The sequence below is a fragment of the Bradyrhizobium sp. DOA1 genome (assembly GCF_001593325.1).
GTDB lineage: Bacteria > Pseudomonadota > Alphaproteobacteria > Rhizobiales > Xanthobacteraceae > Bradyrhizobium.
Map to the genome: position 1 here is coordinate 5,183,801 of NZ_JXJM01000001.1, position 17,153 is coordinate 5,200,953.

Here is a 17,153-nt window from a genome sequence, read left to right on the forward strand (position 1 = left end):
TGGTCTTGAGGCGGCCGGCCTTGTAGGCGGACGCCGCTTCATCGGCGAGCGAGGACCAGGAGACGAAGTTGGCGACGGTCACCGGGATGCCCTGCGCCTGGAGCCGGGCGCCGATCGTGTCGAGCCCGAGCGAGAAGATGTTGAGCACGCCGCGGAGCAGATAGACATGCGTGGTCGCCGCGGCCTGGCTCGGCGCGGCCTTGACGCTGGTCGGGCTGATGGCAACAGCTGACAGCAAGAGCAGGCCCATCGCCCACATGCGAAGGGCGGACAACTGGCTGGCGCCGGCGGTGTGACGGCCGTTCGGTCTCATCGATCTTTTTCCCTGGGGACAATACGCATCGCGATTGGCCGGAATCGTAGCCACGACGTGCTCGCAGACGCAACAAAGAGCCGCGTGAGCGACAATCTTAGCAGCAAGCCGTGACCATCGCGCAACACTTACCTGGAACCTGCCGCCGACGGGGCTGTTTCGAGACCATTTTTCTCCCGGCAATTGCGACCGCGTAAGAGCGTCCCTATCTCAGGGCACCGCTGACCCGCCCGTCCCGGCAGGTTCCAGCCTCCCTCCCCAGCTTTTGCCCCCTTAAGTCTTGCGGCCATCATGTCCTCCATCATTTCCGTTGCCAATCTGTCGAAGACCTATGGGTCCGGCTTCAAGGCGCTCAAGAACGTCAATCTCGATATCAAGCGCGGCGAGATTTTTGCGCTGCTCGGGCCGAACGGCGCGGGCAAGACCACGCTGATCTCGATTATCTGCGGCATCGCCAACCCGAGCGAGGGCCGCGTCCTCGTCGGCGGCGAGGACATCCAGACCTCCTACCGCAAGGCGCGCTCCCTGATCGGCCTCGTGCCGCAGGAATTGCACACCGACGCGTTCGAAAGCGTGTGGGCGACCGTGAGCTTCTCCCGCGGCCTGTTCGGCAAGCCGAAGAACCCTGGCCATATCGAGAAGGTGCTGAAGGACCTCTCGCTCTGGGACAAGAAGGACAACAAGATCATCACCCTCTCCGGCGGCATGAAGCGCCGCGTAATGATCGCCAAAGCGCTGTCGCACGAGCCGCAGATCCTGTTCCTGGACGAGCCGACCGCCGGCGTCGACGTCGAGCTGCGCAAGGGCATGTGGGAGGTGGTGCGCACACTGCAGCAGTCCGGCGTCACCATCATCCTCACCACGCATTACATCGAGGAAGCCGAGGAGATGGCCGATCGCATCGGCGTCATCAACAAGGGCGAGATCGTCCTGATCGAGGACAAGACGACGCTGATGCAGAAGCTCGGCAAGAAGCGGCTGACGCTGCATCTGCAGACCAAGATCACCGCGCTGCCGGAAAGCCTCGCGCAGTACGAGCTCGAGCTGTGCGACAACGGCGCCACGCTGGTCTACGATTACGATACCCAGGGCGAGCGCACCGGGATCACCAGCCTGCTCGGCGATCTCCGTACCGCCGGCATCCGCTTCAACGATCTCGACACGACGCAATCGTCGCTCGAGGACATCTTCGTCGACCTCGTGAGGACGTCATGAATCACCGCGCCATCCGCGCCATCTATCTGTTCGAAATGGCACGCACCTGGCGCACGCTGCTGCAAAGCATCGTCTCGCCGGTGGTCTCGACCTCGCTCTATTTCGTAGTGTTCGGCGCCGCGATCGGCTCGCGCATCAGCCAGGTCGAAGGCGTCAGCTACGGCACCTTCATCGTGCCGGGCCTGATCATGCTCTCGGTGCTGACGCAGAGCATCGCGAACGCCTCGTTCGGCATCTACTTCCCGAAATTCACCGGCACGATCTACGAGATCCTGTCGGCGCCGATCTCCTATTTCGAGATCGTGATCGGCTATGTCGGGGCCGCCGCGACCAAGTCGATCATTCTGGGCCTCATCATCCTGGCGACGGCCGGCCTGTTCGTGCCGCTGCACATCCAGCATCCGATCTGGATGCTGGCCTTCCTGGTGCTGACGGCGGTGACCTTCAGCCTGTTCGGTTTCATCATCGGTATCTGGGCCGACGGCTTCGAGAAGCTGCAGATGATCCCGATGCTGGTGGTGACGCCGCTGACCTTTCTCGGCGGCAGCTTCTACTCGATCGACATGCTGCCGCCCGCCTGGCGCACGGTGGCGCTGCTCAACCCGGTCGTCTATCTGATCTCCGGTTTCCGCTGGAGCTTCTACGAGATCGCCGACGTCAGCATCGCCGTCAGCGTCGGCATGACCGTGGCGTTCCTGGTGGTCTGCCTGGTCGTGATCTGGTGGATTTTCCGCACCGGGTACCGGCTGAAGAATTAGGCGTCATTTCGGGCCGTGCGAAGCACGAGCCCGGAATCCATCCATCCACTGATTTTGCCGCCTGATGGATTCCGGGCTCGCCCTTCGGGCGCCCCGGAATGACGATCAGCGATAGCAGTGGAAATGGTGATACCCGTCGTAATAGCCGCGGCAGCGGTGACGGTAATGACGATGGGGAATTCCGAGCACGCCCTCGACGGCGCCGACAGCGCCGCCGACACCGGCCCCGACGACACCGCCAACAGCGCCGCCCACGGGACCTGCGATCCGGTTGCCCTCATAGGACCCTTCCTGGGCGCCGCGCACGATGCCCTGGGCGTGGCCGGCTTGCGGCAGCGACAATAGCGCGAGCAAGATGGCGGCGGCTGCGAACAGCAGGCGGACGGGCAAACCGGCCGGCATGGCGGCGACACGGGCTTTGTTCATCTTCGGTCCCAGAAGGCTGTAAGGAATGATCGGCGGCGGGCGCCGCCTGACGAGGAGCTGTGATCAACGCGCGGCGCGGCGGAATGGTTGCGGCTTTGTGACGAATTGTCGGCGTTGTGAACGCACGTCCGGCTCGCGAAAATGTCAGCGCCGCCGCACCCTGCGTGGCACCAAGCGGCCTTGCTTACGTCAGGCGTCGCGTTAACGATGGGCGGCCAGGCCGCTGGAACGAAAGCCGGATTGCAGGCATAGTGCACGCCGGGGGACGGAGAGCCGCGGCGCCTAGCATGAACAGGCCGGAGGCCAGAAGTCGATGCGTTCGTTGTTGATTGCTTTCACATCCCTGATGCTTTTGAGCGCGGGCGCCGCGCAAGCCAAGGTCGAGATCACCGTCGACAAGGACAATCAGCAGATGACCGTCGCGGTCGACGGCGTCGCGCGCTATCACTGGCCGGTCTCGACCGGCCTGCCTTCGCGCGAAACGCCGAACGGCGCGTTCCGTGCCTTCCGCATGGAGGAGGATCATTACTCCAAGGAATTCGACGACGCGCCGATGCCGCACGCGATCTTCTTCACCAAGGTCGGGCACGCCATCCACGGCACGGACTCGGTCGGCCGGCTCGGCTCGCCGGCCTCGCATGGCTGCGTGCGGCTGTCCCGCCAGAACGCCTCGACGCTCTATGCGCTGGTACAGCAGCAGGGCGTGCTCAACACCACGGTGACGCTGACCGGCTCGGCCCAGGTGGCCATGGCGCGCAATCCGCGCGGCCGCAATGCCAATGCTGTGGCCCGTGCCCAGCAGCCCCCTGCCGAAGAGCAATACGCCACCACAGGCGATCCCGTGAACCTGGCGCCGCCGGCGCAGCCCGCGCGCCGCTACATGCCGCAGGACGACAACTACATCTATCCGGCCGACGGCAGCGACACCGGTGCGCGCTATCCGGCGCCGCGCTCGGCCACCCGTCCGCTCTATGACGCGCAGGTCTATCAGCAGCAGCCGCGGCCCTATTACGACCAGGGCTATGGCCAGCAGGGCTATTATTATCAGCCGCAGCCCCGGCAGGTTTATCAGCCACGCAGCTACTACTATCAGAACTGAGGCGGTCAGCGGTCGCGCCCGACCGCCCTCGTACGCCACTACGTCAACAGTTTTCCCTTCGAGGCACCATGCCATCACGTGCCGCGACCATTCTGACTGTGTCATTGGTCCTGATGGCGGGGCAAGCCATGGGATCGGATTTGGGTTTCGACCTCGAAGCGCATCGCGGCGGACGCGCGCTGCTGCCGGAAAACACCCTGCCGGCCTTCGCCAACGCGCTGTCGATGGGCGTGGACACGCTGGAGCTCGACGTCGGCGTGACCGCGGACGGCGAGGTCGTCGTTTCGCATGACCGCGGGCTCAATCCCGACCTTGCCCGCGATGCGGGCGGCATCTATGTGCGCCCACCCGGTGCCCCCCTCGTGAAGCTGCGGCTCGACGAAGTCAGGACCTATGATGTCGGCCAGATCCGTCCCGATAGCGCCTATGCGAAACAGTTTTCGGACCAGCACGCCGTGCCGGGGACACGCATTCCCACCCTGCGTGAGTTGTTCGCACTGGTGCGCAAGTCCGGCAACACGCGCGTGCGCTTCAACATCGAGACCAAGATCGATCCGAACCGCCCGGATGAATCTCTTGAGCCGCAGGCGTTCGTCACCAGGCTGCTCAGCGTGATCGAGGCCGAAAAATTTTCCGACCGCGTCATGATCCAGTCGTTCGATTGGAGAACGTTGCAGCTCGTGCAGCAGCAGGCGCCGAAGATGCCGACGGCCTACCTGACGCTCCAGCGCGGCACAAGCACAGTGGCGCTCGACAAGGCCACGCCGTGGACGGCGGGATTCAATCCGGCCGATCACGGCGGCTCGCTGCCGCGGACGATCAAGGCCGCGGGCGGCTCAGTGTGGTCGCCTCATTTCGGCGATGTGACGGCGGCACTGATTTCAGAGGCACACGGGCTCGGACTGCGCGTCGTGGTGTGGACGGTCAACAAGCCCGATGACATGGCGCGCATGATCGAGCTCGGCGTCGACGGCATCATCTCGGACAGGCCGGATCTGTTGCGGCAAGTCGCCGGCGAGAGGGGAATTGCGCTGCCTGCGGGGACGCCGGTGGCACCGTAAGATTGGTCTCGTGTCCCGGACGCGGTGCAGCCTAGGCGATGCGTAGCATCGTCCGGCAACGCTGCTCCGCAGAGCCGGGACCAGACTGACGCGCCATGGGCCCCGGCTCTGCAGCGCATCACTTCGTGCTGCGCAGCGTCCGGGGCACGAGATGCGTTCGAGCTTCCTACTCCCCGTCCCGATAACGCCGGTACAGCGCGCCCAGGATGTTGGAATAGTCGTCGCTCCAGACCCGCACCCTGTCGTCGGCCTCGGTCTGCTCCCATGACTTGTTGGAGGCGAGCCTGCCGATGTCAGTCTCCTCCCGCGCGGAGATCACGACGTCGGTCGAGAAGATGTAATCGGCATCGCGCCCGGAATCCTCGTTGAAGACCCAGCTCTTGAGATCGTTGGCGTCCGCAATGCCGACGACGACCGTCTCGAGATCGAGATGGCGGTTGGAGACGTGCATCACCACGGCGCCATGCGGAGCAAGCTTGTCCTTGTAGATCTTCATCGCCTCCTTCGTCGCAAGATGGATCGGAATCGCATCGGACGAATAGGCATCGACGATGATGAGGTCATAGGCGCCGTCGGGCTCCCTGGCGAAGGTCAGCCGCGCATCGCCGATCACCGGCTTCATCTCCGGCATGCAGCTCGAGATGTAGCGGAAATTCTTGGGATCACGCGCGGCATCCACCATCGACTGGTCGATCTCGAAGAATTTCCAGTCCTCGCCAGGCGCGGCGGCGCAGGCGAGCGTGCCCGAGCCGACACCGATCGCGGCGACCTTGAGCGGCGCGCCCTTGCGCTCGCGGATTGCGGTGACGGCCTGACCGATGCCGCCGTCCTTGTGATAGTAGGTGATCGGCTCGGGCCGGCCGGTGATCTGAGCGCCCTCATTGTTGCGGAAGCGTTCGGCACCATGGATGGTGGTGCCGTGCATCAGCACGTGGAAATAGCCGCCGGGGGTTTCCACGATCTTGTGTACGCCGAAGAAGCTGCGCACGGTGGTGACGCGTCCCTCGTCCGCCGGATAGATCCGGATCAACGCCAATGCGAGAGCGACGGTCGCGAAAATCTTCCAGCGATCGGCATTGAGCGCCAGCGCAAGCAGCGCGGCGAGCACGCCGACGGTGCCGGCGACCCAGACGCGGTGGTCCTCGAACCAGGTCGAGAGATCGCCGGTCGTGGTGGATGGCGCCACGAGGGCCACCGCGAAGGCGGCGAGGGCCAGCCAGTACCATTTGACGATGCCGGCGAGACGCTCGGTCGCGGGCGGCCGGCACAGCGCAGCGAGCGCGATCAGGATCGGATATTCGGCGATCCACGAGAAGGTGAACGGCGCAACCAGGCCGGCAAAGAGACCGCCGACCATGCCCCCGAACGACAGCGCGACATAGAAGCCGGTGAGATATTTGGCGGCCGGCCGGGTCCGCGCCAGTTCGCCGTGGCAGGCCATGGCGATGACGAAGAAGCACAATTGGTGGCCGCCGAGCGTGAGAAGCAGGTTCTGCTCGCCGCCATAGGCCAGCAGCACGACCACGCCCGCGATCGCGACCGGCTGGAGCATCAGCATCCATTTGTGCGGCAGCAGCGGACGCGACTGGAACACGACCACCCAGGTGAGCAGATACAGCGACAGCGGCAGCACCCACAAAAGCGGTGCGGCCGCGACGTCGGTGGAGATGTGCGCGGTCACCGCGATGAGCAGGCCGGATGGCACCGCGGCCAGGAAGATCCAGCGCAGCCGCGTCAGCAGACCGGGCGCCGGCGCGTTCACCTCCTCGGTTCGCGCGTCGACCTCGGCGAGCTTCGGCGAGCGCAACAGCAACATGCCGCAGGCAGCGATCAGCAGGATCAGGAGGCCGTATCCGGCGGTCCAGAACCGGTTCTGCGTGTGCAGCGCGAACATCGGCTCCAGCAGGAACGGATAGGACAGCAGCGCGAGGAAGCTGCCGATGTTGGAGGAGGCATAGAGGAAATACGGATCGTGCGCGGCGGGATGGCCAGTGCGGACGAACCAGGCTTGCAACATCGGATTGTTGGCCGCGAGCGCGAAGAATGGCAATCCGATCGAGACCACGAACAGGCCGAGCAGCCAGACCGCATAGCCCGAGGCGGGAGGCTCGCCATAGGCGGAGGCGATGCCGAGCGGCAGCGTCGCGAAGGCCGCGACCAGCAGCACCAGATGCACCGCCACCGGAACGATGCGGCTCCTCGCCTGCATCAAGAGATGCGCATAGGCGTAGCCCGCGAGCAGCAGCGACTGGAAGAACACCATGGCCACCGACCACACCGCCGGCGAGCCACCGAGCCGCGGCAGCACCATCTTCGTGAACAGCGGCTGCACCGAGAACAGCAGGAGCGCGCTGACGAAGATCGCGGCCGTGTAGACCGTCAGCAGCAGCCGGTTGCGCGACGAGGCCGGCTGCTCCGTGGCGGCGGGTTGCACGATCGAATCCATGAATGCTCCGGCTCAAACCCGGCGGGCGCCGGACGCGCGCAATGGAGCACAAGGCGCCTGATGGGGCAATAAAGGGGCACGTGATGTTGCAGCGAGGAACGCTTGATATTAGACGGTCGTTCCGGGGCGATGCGAAGCATCGAACCCGGAACCTCGAGATTCTCCGGTGCGGAGCCCGCACCATAGTTCTCGCTTCGCGAGCCCGGAATGACAGTAGACTAGGCCTTGCATTCCTCATGACCGAAACCGACGTCGTCATCATCGGCGCTGGCCATAACGGCCTCACCTGCGCGGGCTATCTGGCGAAGGCGGGCTTGCGCGTGCGCGTGGTCGAGCGCCGCAAGGTCGTGGGCGGGGCCGCGGTGACGGAGGAGTTTCACCCAGGGTTCAGGAATTCCGTCGCGGCCTACACCGTGAGCCTGCTCAATCCGCAGGTGATCGGTGACCTCGAGCTCGCCGAACACGGCCTGCGCGTGGTCGAACGCCGCGCGCAGAATTTCCTGCCCGCGCCTGATGGCAGCTATCTGCTCACGGGCGAGGGCCGGACCAAGGCGTCGGTCGCGCGGCTGAGCGCGCATGACGCGGACGCGCTCGACGGGTTTTCGCGCGAGCTGGAGGACATCGCGGATGTGCTGCGCCAATTCGTGCTGCGCGCGCCCCCCAACCTGCTCGACGGTTTCGGCACGGGCGCGATCCGTGAGGCCGTGAACGCATTCAAGACCGCCAATATCCTGCGCGGCCTCACGCTGGAACAGAGCCGCAGCCTGCTCGATCTCTTCACCCGCTCGGCCGGCGAAATGCTGGACGAGCGTTTCGAGCATGATCTGGTCAAGGCGCTGTTCGGCTTCGACGCCATCGTCGGCAATTATGCCAGCCCCTACGCTGCGGGCTCGGCCTATGTGATGCTGCATCATGCCTTCGGCGAGGTGAACGGCAAGAAGGGCGTCTGGGGCCACGCCATCGGCGGCATGGGGGCGATCACGCAGGCAATGGCGCGCACGGCGCGCGATCGGGGCGTCGTGATCGACACGGAGGCAGGCGTGCGCGAGGTCATCGTCGAGCGCGATCGCGCGGTCGGCGTCGTGCTGGAGAACGGCATCGCGATCCGCGCCAAATATGTCGCGTCCAACGTCAATCCGAAGCTGCTTTATACGCAGCTGATCGCCGCCGACGCCCTGCCCCAGGATTTCCTGGCGCGCATCCGGCATTGGAAGAACGGCTCCGGCACTTTCCGCATGAACGTGGCGCTGGATCGCTTGCCCTCGTTCACGGCGCTATCAGGCGATGGCGATCACCTCTCCTCGGGCATCATCCTGGCGCCGAGCCTCGGCTATATGGACCGCGCCTGGCTCGATGCCCGCGCGCAGGGCTGGAGCCGCGAGCCCGTGGTGGAGATGCTGATCCCCTCGACACTCGACGACACGCTGGCGCCGGCAGGCAAGCATGTCGCGAGCCTGTTCTGCCAGCACGTCGCGCCGGAGCTTCCCGATGGGACGTCGTGGGACGACCACCGCGAGGGGGTTGCCGATCTCATGATCGCGACCGTGGACAAATATGCCCCCGGCTTTGCGGCGAGCGTGCTCGGCCGCCAGATCCTCTCGCCGCTCGATCTCGAACGGCAGTTCGGCCTGTTAGGCGGCGACATCTTCCACGGCGCACTGACGCTGAACCAACTGTTCTCGGCACGGCCGATGCTGGGCCATGCCGATTACCGCGGCCCGCTGAAGGGCCTGTACCATTGCGGAGCGGGCGCCCACCCCGGCGGCGGCGTCACCGGCGCCCCCGGCCACAACGCCGCGCAGGCGATCCTGAGGGATCACCGGTCGCTGTTCGGAAGCCGTGGATAGGTCTGTGGATGAGCTGTGGGCAGGCTGTCGAAACGTGCGTGGTTAGCAAGTGGATGTCCGCGCAGGGGCGAGCGGGGTAACCTTGGGGAAATGGCAGGGAGAACCGCTGGAGCAATTGCGGGAAAAACCGGTGGATTGCCGTCGCGCCGACTTCGGACAACCTGTGGAGACCGCCGCAAAGCCGCGCCCTCAAACGACCTCGCCCGCCAGGGGGCAAATCCCCTCGCGGGCGCTGGTCAGAACAGCCGGTGAAGAAAGTAGCCCCCGCTAGGAAATGGAGGCGGAAATTACTTCAAAGATGAGCTAATCGAACCGAACTTCTCGTTCATGGTGGTGCCCAGGCTGTTCACCACGGTGATGATCGCCAGTGCGATGCCAGCTGCGATCAGGCCATATTCGATCGCAGTTGCACCCGATTCGTCCGACCAGAACTTCAAAACCATGCGCTTCAAGACTCGCCTCCGTTTCCATTTCAAGCTGTGTTGGCTCCGCCAAACATCCGGAAATCTACGGCATGCAACCTACGGCCGAGTTAATGATGGAACCGCAAGTTATCCGGAAAATTTGGAACAAAAGTTCCAACAATTGAACCCGACGGAAGACTAGAATGCAGCTCTCCCCTACGCATCGCGCCAGCTTCTCGATCGGCAACGAGGCGGCCGCCAAGCGCGTGGTCGATGTGCTCACCGAGGTGTTTTTCGAGGGCGATGCGGCTGTGGCAGCCTTCGAACGGCCGGACGGACAATGGGACGTCACGCTGCATTTTGCCGAGGCGCCGGACCAAGCGCTCCTGCGCGAACTCGTTGTAAATTCGGCAGGAAATGAGATCGCCGAGACGCTCACCTTCGACACGGTCGAGGCCAAGGACTGGGTCAAGGCCAGCTTGGAAGACCTCGTCCCGGTGCCCGCCGGCCGCTTCGTCGTGCACGGCAGCCACGACCGCGAGCGGGTGGCAGCGAACAAGCTCGGAATCGAGATCGAGGCGGCGCTGGCCTTCGGCACCGGCCATCACGGTACCACCCGCGGCTGTTTACTGCTGCTTGACCATGTCCTGAAGAGTTCCCGTCCAAGGAACCTGCTCGACCTCGGCACCGGGACGGGCGTGCTGGCCATCGCGGCGGCCAAGGCGCTGCATCGCGCCGTGCTCGCCTCCGACATCGACGCGCCGTCGGTGCGGGTGGCAGCTGAGAATGCGATGCTGAATGAAGTCGGCAACCATGTGCGGGTGATCCGCGCCACCGGCTTCGCCGCGCCGGATTTCGGCAAATGCGGTCCGTTCGATCTGGTGCTGGCCAACATCCTCGCCAACCCGCTCAGGCAATTGGCGAGCCCGATGGTGCGGCACCTTGCTCCCCGCGCCCACGTCATCCTCTCCGGCCTGCTCACGCATCAGGCCCCCGCCGTGATCGCGGCATACCGCGCGCGCGGCCTCGTACCGCTGCGGCATCTGCGGATCGAGGGATGGAGCAGCTTATTGTTGAAGAAACTGTCGTAGGGTGGGTTAGCGCAGCGTAACCCACCTCTTCTGTCAGCGTGGAGACAGACGTGGTGGGTTACGCCTTCGGCTAACCCACCCTACAAATCCGGCGTCGCTATTCCGCCGGCTTCTTGTCCTGGCGCGGCGCGCGCTCAGCTTGCAACGTCCGCCTGGCGCGGCGCTCGGCGAAACGGTCGATCATCTGGCTGATGAGGCCGCGCGGCTTCTTTGGCGTTGCCACAGCCGGGGCGCGGCGCGCCGGCGGCGAGATCTTCTCAAACGTGAATGATGGCATCGTGTGTCCCCTCGCCGTTGAGATGAACCACCTGCTCGAATTTCCCTGTCATCCGGACGAAGCGCAACTGCCGCACCCTTTACTCCACTCAATTCGAATGGAACTCTTTCAAGCACAGTCCATGCCAGATGCGACGCAAATGCGTCTAGATTGCGGACTGATCCCCATGATCCTAGAGTGATCCACCATGTTCGAAGCGCACTTCCAGACATTCGAGGAGCCCGAGGCCGGCGTTGCATTGACGGCGCGCCTTGCTGCACTCCGTGAAGAACTCGCCCGCCGCAAGCTGACCGGGTTCGTAATTCCCCGCGCCGACCAGCAGCAGAATGAATATGTGCCGCCGTCCGACGAGCGGCTCGCCTGGCTGACCGGCTTCACCGGATCGGCTGGCTTTGCGGTGGTGCTGACACAGGAAGCCGCGATTTTCGTCGATGGCCGCTATACGCTCCAGGCCGCCAAGCAGGTCGATACCAAAGCCTGGGCGGTGGAATCGCTGATCGACCCGCCGCCGGAGAGCTGGGTGGCGGCGCATCTGAAGGCCGGCGACCGCCTCGGATTTGATCCCTGGCTGCACACTTCTTCGGCAGCCGAGCGCCTCGCTGTCGCCTGCGCCAAGGCCGGCGCCGAATTGATCGCCGTCGACGGCAATCCGGTCGACGCGATCTGGCAGGACCGGCCGCAGCCGCCGCTCGCCCCAGTGACCGTGCATGGACTCCAGCATGCCGGAATCAGCGAGGCCGACAAGCTGGCGCAGATCAGAACGGAAATCGCCAAGCTCGGCCTCGATGCGCTGGTGGTGTCGGACAGCCATGCCGTGGCCTGGACCTTCAACATCCGTGGCGCCGACGTCGCGCATACGCCGCTGCCGCTGTCCTATGCGCTGGTGCCGAAGGACGGCCGTCCCACCATCTTCATCGACCACCGCAAGCTCTCCAACCTCACGCGCGACCATCTCGAGCAATCCGCTGACGTGCGCGAGCCGGATGCGATGGCGCCGACGCTGATGGCGCTGGCCAAAAGCGGCGCCGCGATCGCGCTCGACAACGCCACCGCGGCCGACGCCCTCAGCCGTCTGATCGCGGGCGCCGGCGGCAAGCCGGTGCGCGGCAGCGATCCGATCGCGCTGTTGAAGGCGGTCAAGAACGCAAGCGAGATCGCGGGCACACAGACGGCGCACCGGCGCGATGCCGTAGCGCTGGCGCGCTTCCTCGCCTTCATCGATCGCGAGGCGGCAAGCGGCAAGCTCACCGAGATCGACGCGGTCGAGGCGCTGGAGACGTTTCGCCGCGATACCGGCGCGCTCAAGGACGTCTCGTTCCCGACCATATCGGGCACGGGCCCGAACGGCGCCATCGTGCACTACCGCGTCACGCGCAGGAGCAACCGGCGGATCGCGCCGGGCGACCTGCTGCTGATCGATTCCGGCGCACAATACGAAGACGGCACCACCGACGTCACCCGCACCATGGCCGTGGGCGAGCCGACGGAGGAGATGCGCGACCGCTTCACCCGCGTCCTGCGCGGCCATATCGCGATCGCACGCGCGGTCTTCCCCGATGGCACCACCGGCGCTCAGCTCGACACGCTGGCGCGGCAATATCTGTGGGCCGCCGGCGTCGATTTCGAGCACGGCACCGGCCACGGCGTCGGCAGCTACCTCTCGGTGCATGAAGGGCCGGCGCGGATCTCCAAGCTCGGCACCACGCCGCTGAAGCGCGGCATGATCCTGTCCAACGAGCCCGGCTACTACAAGACCGACGGCTTCGGCATCCGCATCGAGAACCTCGAGCTGGTGGTTGCCGCCGACATCAAGGGCGCCGAGAAGCCGATGAACGCGTTCGAGACCCTGACCCTGGCCCCGATCGACCGCCGGCTGATCGATGTCGCGATGCTGAGCCGCGACGAGCTCGATTGGCTGAACGCCTACCACGCGCGGGTGCGGGCCGTGGTGCGGCCGGCGCTGGACGAGGCGACGCAGGCCTGGCTCGATCAGGCGACGGCGGAGCTGAGGGCGTAGCTTGCTTTCCAGCGCGACGCATGGCGCTACGCGATTTGCGCAAGGCTCTCACTTCACACTCGCTGTCATGCCCCGCGAAGGCGGGGCATCCAGTATTCCAGAGACAGCAACCGTATACTGAGAAGCCGCGGCGTACTGGATTCCCCGCCTTCGCGGGGAATGACACCTGCTTTGTGGCACCAGCACACGCCCAATCGCTTCGCTGTAACGCCGTCATTACACCGTCCCGGAATCCGTATAGCCGCATTCCGAAACGCCGATATCCGTCTTGCGCAACCGCGCTACAGTCGAATCGCATTCGAGAGACGGACACGCATGCACGGCATGATCAGCAAGCCGCCGGGAGCGGCCACCGACATCGCGACGTCGCGCGTGGTGTTGCTGCTGCTGGTCGTGATGACCGGGATTGCGCCGATCTCGCTCTACATGTTGGTTCCGGCACTGCCGGTGCTGGCGACGAATTTCGGCAGCGACATCTCGATCGCGCAGATGACGGTGTCGCTCTACATGGTCGGCATCGCGCTGTCGCAGCTGATCATGGGGCCGCTGTCGGACAGGTTGGGCCGGCGCCCGGTGCTGCTCGGCGGGCTGGCGCTGATGGTCGCGGCCAGCATCGCCTGCATCTTTGCGCAGACCCTGCCGCAGCTGATCGCCGCGCGCTTCTTCCAGGCCCTGGGCGGCGCCGCCGGTATGGTGGTGAGCCGCGCCATCATCCGCGACATCTATGAACGCGACCGTGTCGCCTCGATGATCAGCCTCGTGGTCGCCGCGCTGATGATCGGGCAGATGGTCTCTCCGCTCACCGGCGGCCTGATCGAGACCGCCTTCGGATGGCGCGCGATCTTCTACGCCATCACCATCGCCGCGATCCTCGTCGCCGTTGGCATCGCGGTCGCTCTGCCCGAGACGCGCCGCAGCCGCGCGGCCGGCAGCGGCTTTCGCCGCGATATGGGCATCCTGATCCGCAACCGCGCCTTCGTCGGTTACGTGATGTGCCAGGTGCTGGCCTCGCAGATCATCTTCACCTTCGCCGGCGGCGGCCCCTACATCGTGGTGACGCAGATGGGCCGGAGCAGCGCCGAATACGGCGCCTGGTTCGCGAGCACGGGCCTTGCGTTTCTGGTCGGCAATCTGCTCTGCGTACGCTTTGCGCCCCGGCACTCGCTGGAGAAGCTGATCTGGTTCGGGCTCGCCCTCCAGCTCTGCGGCAGCCTGTTGAACCTGTCGTGGAGTTTCATGGGCTGGAACGAGGCGCCCGCCTGGCTGTTCGGGACGCAGATGATCGTGATGGCGGGCAATGCGTTCGTGATGGCGAATTCCGCCGCCGGCGCCATCAGCATCCGTCCCGAAGCCGCCGGCACCGCCTCGGGCGCGATGGGCTTCCTCCAGCAAGGCATCGGCGCGCTGATGTCGCAATTCGGGGCCTATCTCGGCGGCCACTCCGCCACCACACTGCCGCTCACCTCGGCGGTGCTCGCCATCTCGCTGCTCTGCGCCTGCATGATGTTCTTCGTCGTGCCCCGGCGCGAGGTCGTGGTGAGCGAGGCGCTGATCGAGCGGGCGGAGGAGGAAGAGAGCGGGATGATGTAGCTGTCGCTGTGGGCGACGCCTGTTCAACGCGTCAGGTGTCATCCCCCGCGAAGGCGGGGGATCCAGTACGTCCCGGCCCATCGACTCAATTGCAGCCGCCGCAGCGTACTGGATCGCCCGGTCAAGCCGGGCGATGACAGTGGAGTGAATTGCACCAGGGCGCCCTCCCTCACTCCCCGATCAGCTTCAGCCAATCGTCCTCGGTCAACACCTTGACGCCGTGCTTGTTGGCTTCCGCGAGCTTGGAGCCTGCGCCGGGGCCGGCGACGACGAGGTCGGTCTTCTTCGACACCGAGCCCGACACTTTTGCGCCCAACCGCTCCGCGGTCGCCTTCGCTTCATCCCGCGTCATCTTCTCCAGCGAGCCCGTGAACACCATGGTCTTGCCGGCGACGGCTGAATTGCTCTTCGGCTTCTCGGCGTCGACGATCTCGACCTCCCCGGTCAGCCGCTCGACGATGCCGCGATTGTGGCTCTCGCCGAAATAATCGGCGATGCTCTTGATCACGGTGTCGCCGATCTGGTCGAGCGCGTCCATGTCCGCCACCGCTTCCTCGTCGCCCTCGGCCACCTTCAGGCAGGCGTCGTGGAAGGCGTCCCAGGAGCCGTAGCCGCGCGCCAGCGCCAGCGCCGTGGTCTCGCCGACATGGCGCATGCCGAGCGCATAGACGAAGCGCTCCAGTGCGATCCTGCGCCGGCTCTCGATGGCGCCGAACAGGTTGCGCACCGAGGTTGCGCCATAACCCTCGATCTCTTCGAGCTTGAGCTTGGAATTGCGCTTCTCCAGCGTGAAGATGTCGGCGGGCTCCTTCACCCACCCCTCATCGAAGAAATACTGGAGCTGCTTTTCGCCGAGACCGTCGATGTCGAAGGCGCGTCGCGACACGAACAGCTTGAGGTGCTCGATCTTCTGATAGGGGCAGGCGAACTCGCCGGTGCAGCGGGCGCGCGAGCCCTCCTCGCCCGCCGCCGTCTCCTCGCGTGTGACGTCGGTGTGCAGCGGACACGGGCATTTCTTCGGGAAGTGGAATTCCTTGGCGGCCTTCGGCCGCTTGTCGAGGACGACGTCGACCACCTGCGGGATGACGTCGCCGGCGCGCTGGATCACGACGGTGTCGCCGATCCTGATGTCGCGGCCCTCGCGCAGCACCTCCCCCTTGTTGCCGATGCCTTTGATGTAATCCTCGTTGTGCAGCGTGACGTTCTGCACGATCACGCCGCCGACGCCGACCGGTTCGAGCTTGCCGACCGGCGTGAACGAGCCGGTGCGGCCGACCTGGATCTCGATGTCGCGCAGCACGGTCATGGCACGCTCGGCCGGGAATTTGTGCGCGATGCCCCAGCGCGGCGTTCGCGAGACGAAGCCGAGCCGCTCCTGCCAGTCGATACGGTCGACCTTGTAGACGACGCCGTCGATGTCGTAGTCGAGCCTTGCGCGCTGCTCCTCGATCGCATGATGGAAGGCGAGCAGCTCCTCGACGGAATGGCAGAGTTTGGTCAGCGGATTGGTCTTGAAGCCGCAGCGCTCGAACCAGCCGATCATGCCGCTCTGCGTCGCCTCGGGCATCGCGCTCATCTCGCCCCAGGCATAGGCGAAGAAGCCGAGCGGACGCGAGGCGGTAATGGTCGGATCCTTCTGCCGCAGCGAGCCTGCGGCCGAGTTGCGCGGATTGGCGAAGATCGTGTCACCGGCGGCCTTCTGCCGCTCGTTGAGCGCCAGGAACGCCTTCTTGGTCATGTAGACCTCGCCGCGCACCTCGCAGATGTCGGGAACGTTGCGGCCCTTCAGCTTCTGCGGCACGTCTTCGAGCGTGCGGATGTTGGCGGTGACGTCCTCGCCCACCGTGCCGTCGCCGCGCGTCGCCGCAGTGACGAGCTCGCCGCCCTCATAACGCAGCGACATCGAGAGACCGTCGATCTTCGGCTCGGCGGAGAAATCGATCTTGTCGTCGTCGAGCTTGAGGAAGCGCACGATGCGGCCGACGAAGTCGTGCACGTCCTCTTCCGCGAAGGCGTTGTCGAGCGACAGCATCGGAACGGCGTGCCGAACCTTCTTGAAGCGGCCAGACGGCGCCGCGCCGACCTTCTGCGACGGCGAGTCCGCGCTGACGAATTCCGGGAAACGCTTCTCGATCGCGTTGAGGCGCTGGCGCAGAGCGTCGTATTCGGCGTCCGTGACGGTGGGCGCGTCCTCCTGATAGTAGCGCTCGTTGTGGCCCTCGATCTCGAGCGACAACCGCATATGCTCGACCTTGGCCTGCGCCTTGGTGAGATCGGCGACGTCGCGAAGCGGTTTCGATTTTGCTGCTCTTGCCATGGCGCTTGGATACGACGGAGCGGGCGGAGGGGTAAAGGCTTGTGGAAATCTCGTGCCCCGGACGCAGCGCAGCGCCTCTTCTGCGATGCGCTGCTGAGCCGGGGCCTATGTCGCGGCAGGCATTCTGGGTCCCGGCTCGCGCTGCGCGCGTCCGGGACACGAGCCTAAGCCGTCGCCGCCTTGAGCAGCCGTTCCGCGGCGGCCCTCGCCTCGGCCGTGATCTCGGCGCCCGCCAGCATGCGCGCGATCTCCTCGCGGCGGTGGTCGGCGGCGAGCGCATTGACGCGGGTGG

13 protein-coding genes and 1 pseudogene are annotated in these 17,153 nt (G+C 65.4%); 8 read left to right on the top strand and 6 right to left on the bottom strand.

The features are described 5' to 3' along the window. Window positions 1–313 (bottom strand): annotated as a pseudogene (locus SE91_RS24135) (hypothetical protein); the annotation flags it as partial. 291 nt (window positions 314–604) lie between these two features. On the opposite strand from SE91_RS24135, the gene SE91_RS24140 reads away from it, so the two are divergent. Then, entirely contained in the window at window positions 605–1,528 is a 924-nt protein-coding gene (locus SE91_RS24140) for an ABC transporter ATP-binding protein (RefSeq protein ID WP_008556524.1), read from the top strand. Beyond that, window positions 1,525–2,286, top strand: a complete 762-nt coding sequence (locus SE91_RS24145) for an ABC transporter permease (RefSeq protein ID WP_008556523.1) — start codon at window positions 1,525–1,527, stop codon at window positions 2,284–2,286. Before SE91_RS24140 ends, SE91_RS24145 begins: the two co-directional genes overlap by 4 nt. Before the next feature lie 105 nt (window positions 2,287–2,391). On the opposite strand, the gene SE91_RS24150 is transcribed toward SE91_RS24145, so the two are convergent. Then, on the bottom strand, window positions 2,392–2,712 hold the full coding sequence (locus tag SE91_RS24150; protein WP_061849383.1) for a hypothetical protein: 321 nt from the start codon (window positions 2,710–2,712) through the stop codon (window positions 2,392–2,394). 313 nt (window positions 2,713–3,025) lie between these two features. Here SE91_RS24150 and SE91_RS24155 point away from each other — a divergent pair, with 313 nt between their 5' ends. Together SE91_RS24155 and SE91_RS24160 are read left to right on the top strand one after the other, a co-directional pair. Continuing rightward, window positions 3,026–3,811, top strand: coding sequence for a L,D-transpeptidase (locus SE91_RS24155; protein ID WP_061849384.1), 786 nt, complete (start codon window positions 3,026–3,028; stop codon window positions 3,809–3,811). A gap of 128 nt (window positions 3,812–3,939) precedes the next feature. Next, the gene (locus SE91_RS24160; RefSeq protein WP_245318516.1) at window positions 3,940–4,872 is read left to right on the top strand and encodes a glycerophosphodiester phosphodiesterase; all 933 of its coding nucleotides are present in this window, start codon (window positions 3,940–3,942) and stop codon (window positions 4,870–4,872) included. Window positions 4,873–5,038: 166 nt separating this feature from the next. On the opposite strand, the gene SE91_RS24165 is transcribed toward SE91_RS24160, so the two are convergent. After that, window positions 5,039–7,318, bottom strand: a complete 2,280-nt coding sequence (locus tag SE91_RS24165) for a fused MFS/spermidine synthase (protein WP_061849386.1) — start codon at window positions 7,316–7,318, stop codon at window positions 5,039–5,041. A 236-nt stretch (window positions 7,319–7,554) separates the two neighbouring features. Between SE91_RS24165 and SE91_RS24170 the strand changes: the two genes are divergently transcribed. Further along, window positions 7,555–9,165, top strand: a complete 1,611-nt coding sequence (locus SE91_RS24170) for a phytoene desaturase family protein (protein ID WP_061849387.1) — start codon at window positions 7,555–7,557, stop codon at window positions 9,163–9,165. A gap of 287 nt (window positions 9,166–9,452) precedes the next feature. Here SE91_RS24170 and SE91_RS24175 read toward each other — a convergent pair whose 3' ends face one another. Continuing rightward, a complete protein-coding gene (locus SE91_RS24175) occupies window positions 9,453–9,608 on the bottom strand; it encodes a Flp family type IVb pilin (RefSeq protein ID WP_144441701.1) in 156 nt (51 codons plus the stop codon). Between the two features lie 164 nt (window positions 9,609–9,772). Here SE91_RS24175 and SE91_RS24180 point away from each other — a divergent pair, with 164 nt between their 5' ends. After that, window positions 9,773–10,660, top strand: a complete 888-nt coding sequence (locus SE91_RS24180; RefSeq protein ID WP_008556501.1) for a 50S ribosomal protein L11 methyltransferase — start codon at window positions 9,773–9,775, stop codon at window positions 10,658–10,660. Between the two features lie 97 nt (window positions 10,661–10,757). Here SE91_RS24180 and SE91_RS24185 read toward each other — a convergent pair whose 3' ends face one another. Continuing rightward, window positions 10,758–10,937: a hypothetical protein gene (locus tag SE91_RS24185; protein WP_061849388.1), complete on the bottom strand. Its 180-nt coding sequence runs from the start codon at window positions 10,935–10,937 to the stop codon at window positions 10,758–10,760. Between the two features lie 187 nt (window positions 10,938–11,124). On the opposite strand from SE91_RS24185, the gene SE91_RS24190 reads away from it, so the two are divergent. Both SE91_RS24190 and SE91_RS24195 read left to right on the top strand, forming a co-directional pair. Further along, on the top strand, window positions 11,125–12,954 hold the full coding sequence (locus tag SE91_RS24190) for an aminopeptidase P family protein (RefSeq protein WP_061849389.1): 1,830 nt from the start codon (window positions 11,125–11,127) through the stop codon (window positions 12,952–12,954). Between the two features lie 315 nt (window positions 12,955–13,269). Then, window positions 13,270–14,544: a multidrug effflux MFS transporter gene (locus SE91_RS24195; protein ID WP_061849390.1), complete on the top strand. Its 1,275-nt coding sequence runs from the start codon at window positions 13,270–13,272 to the stop codon at window positions 14,542–14,544. 169 nt (window positions 14,545–14,713) lie between these two features. Here the strand turns inward: SE91_RS24195 and ligA are convergent, their stop codons facing one another. After that, window positions 14,714–16,861, bottom strand: a complete 2,148-nt coding sequence (ligA, locus tag SE91_RS24200; RefSeq protein WP_061849391.1) for an NAD-dependent DNA ligase LigA — start codon at window positions 16,859–16,861, stop codon at window positions 14,714–14,716. Window positions 16,862–17,153: the final 292 nt, after the last annotated feature.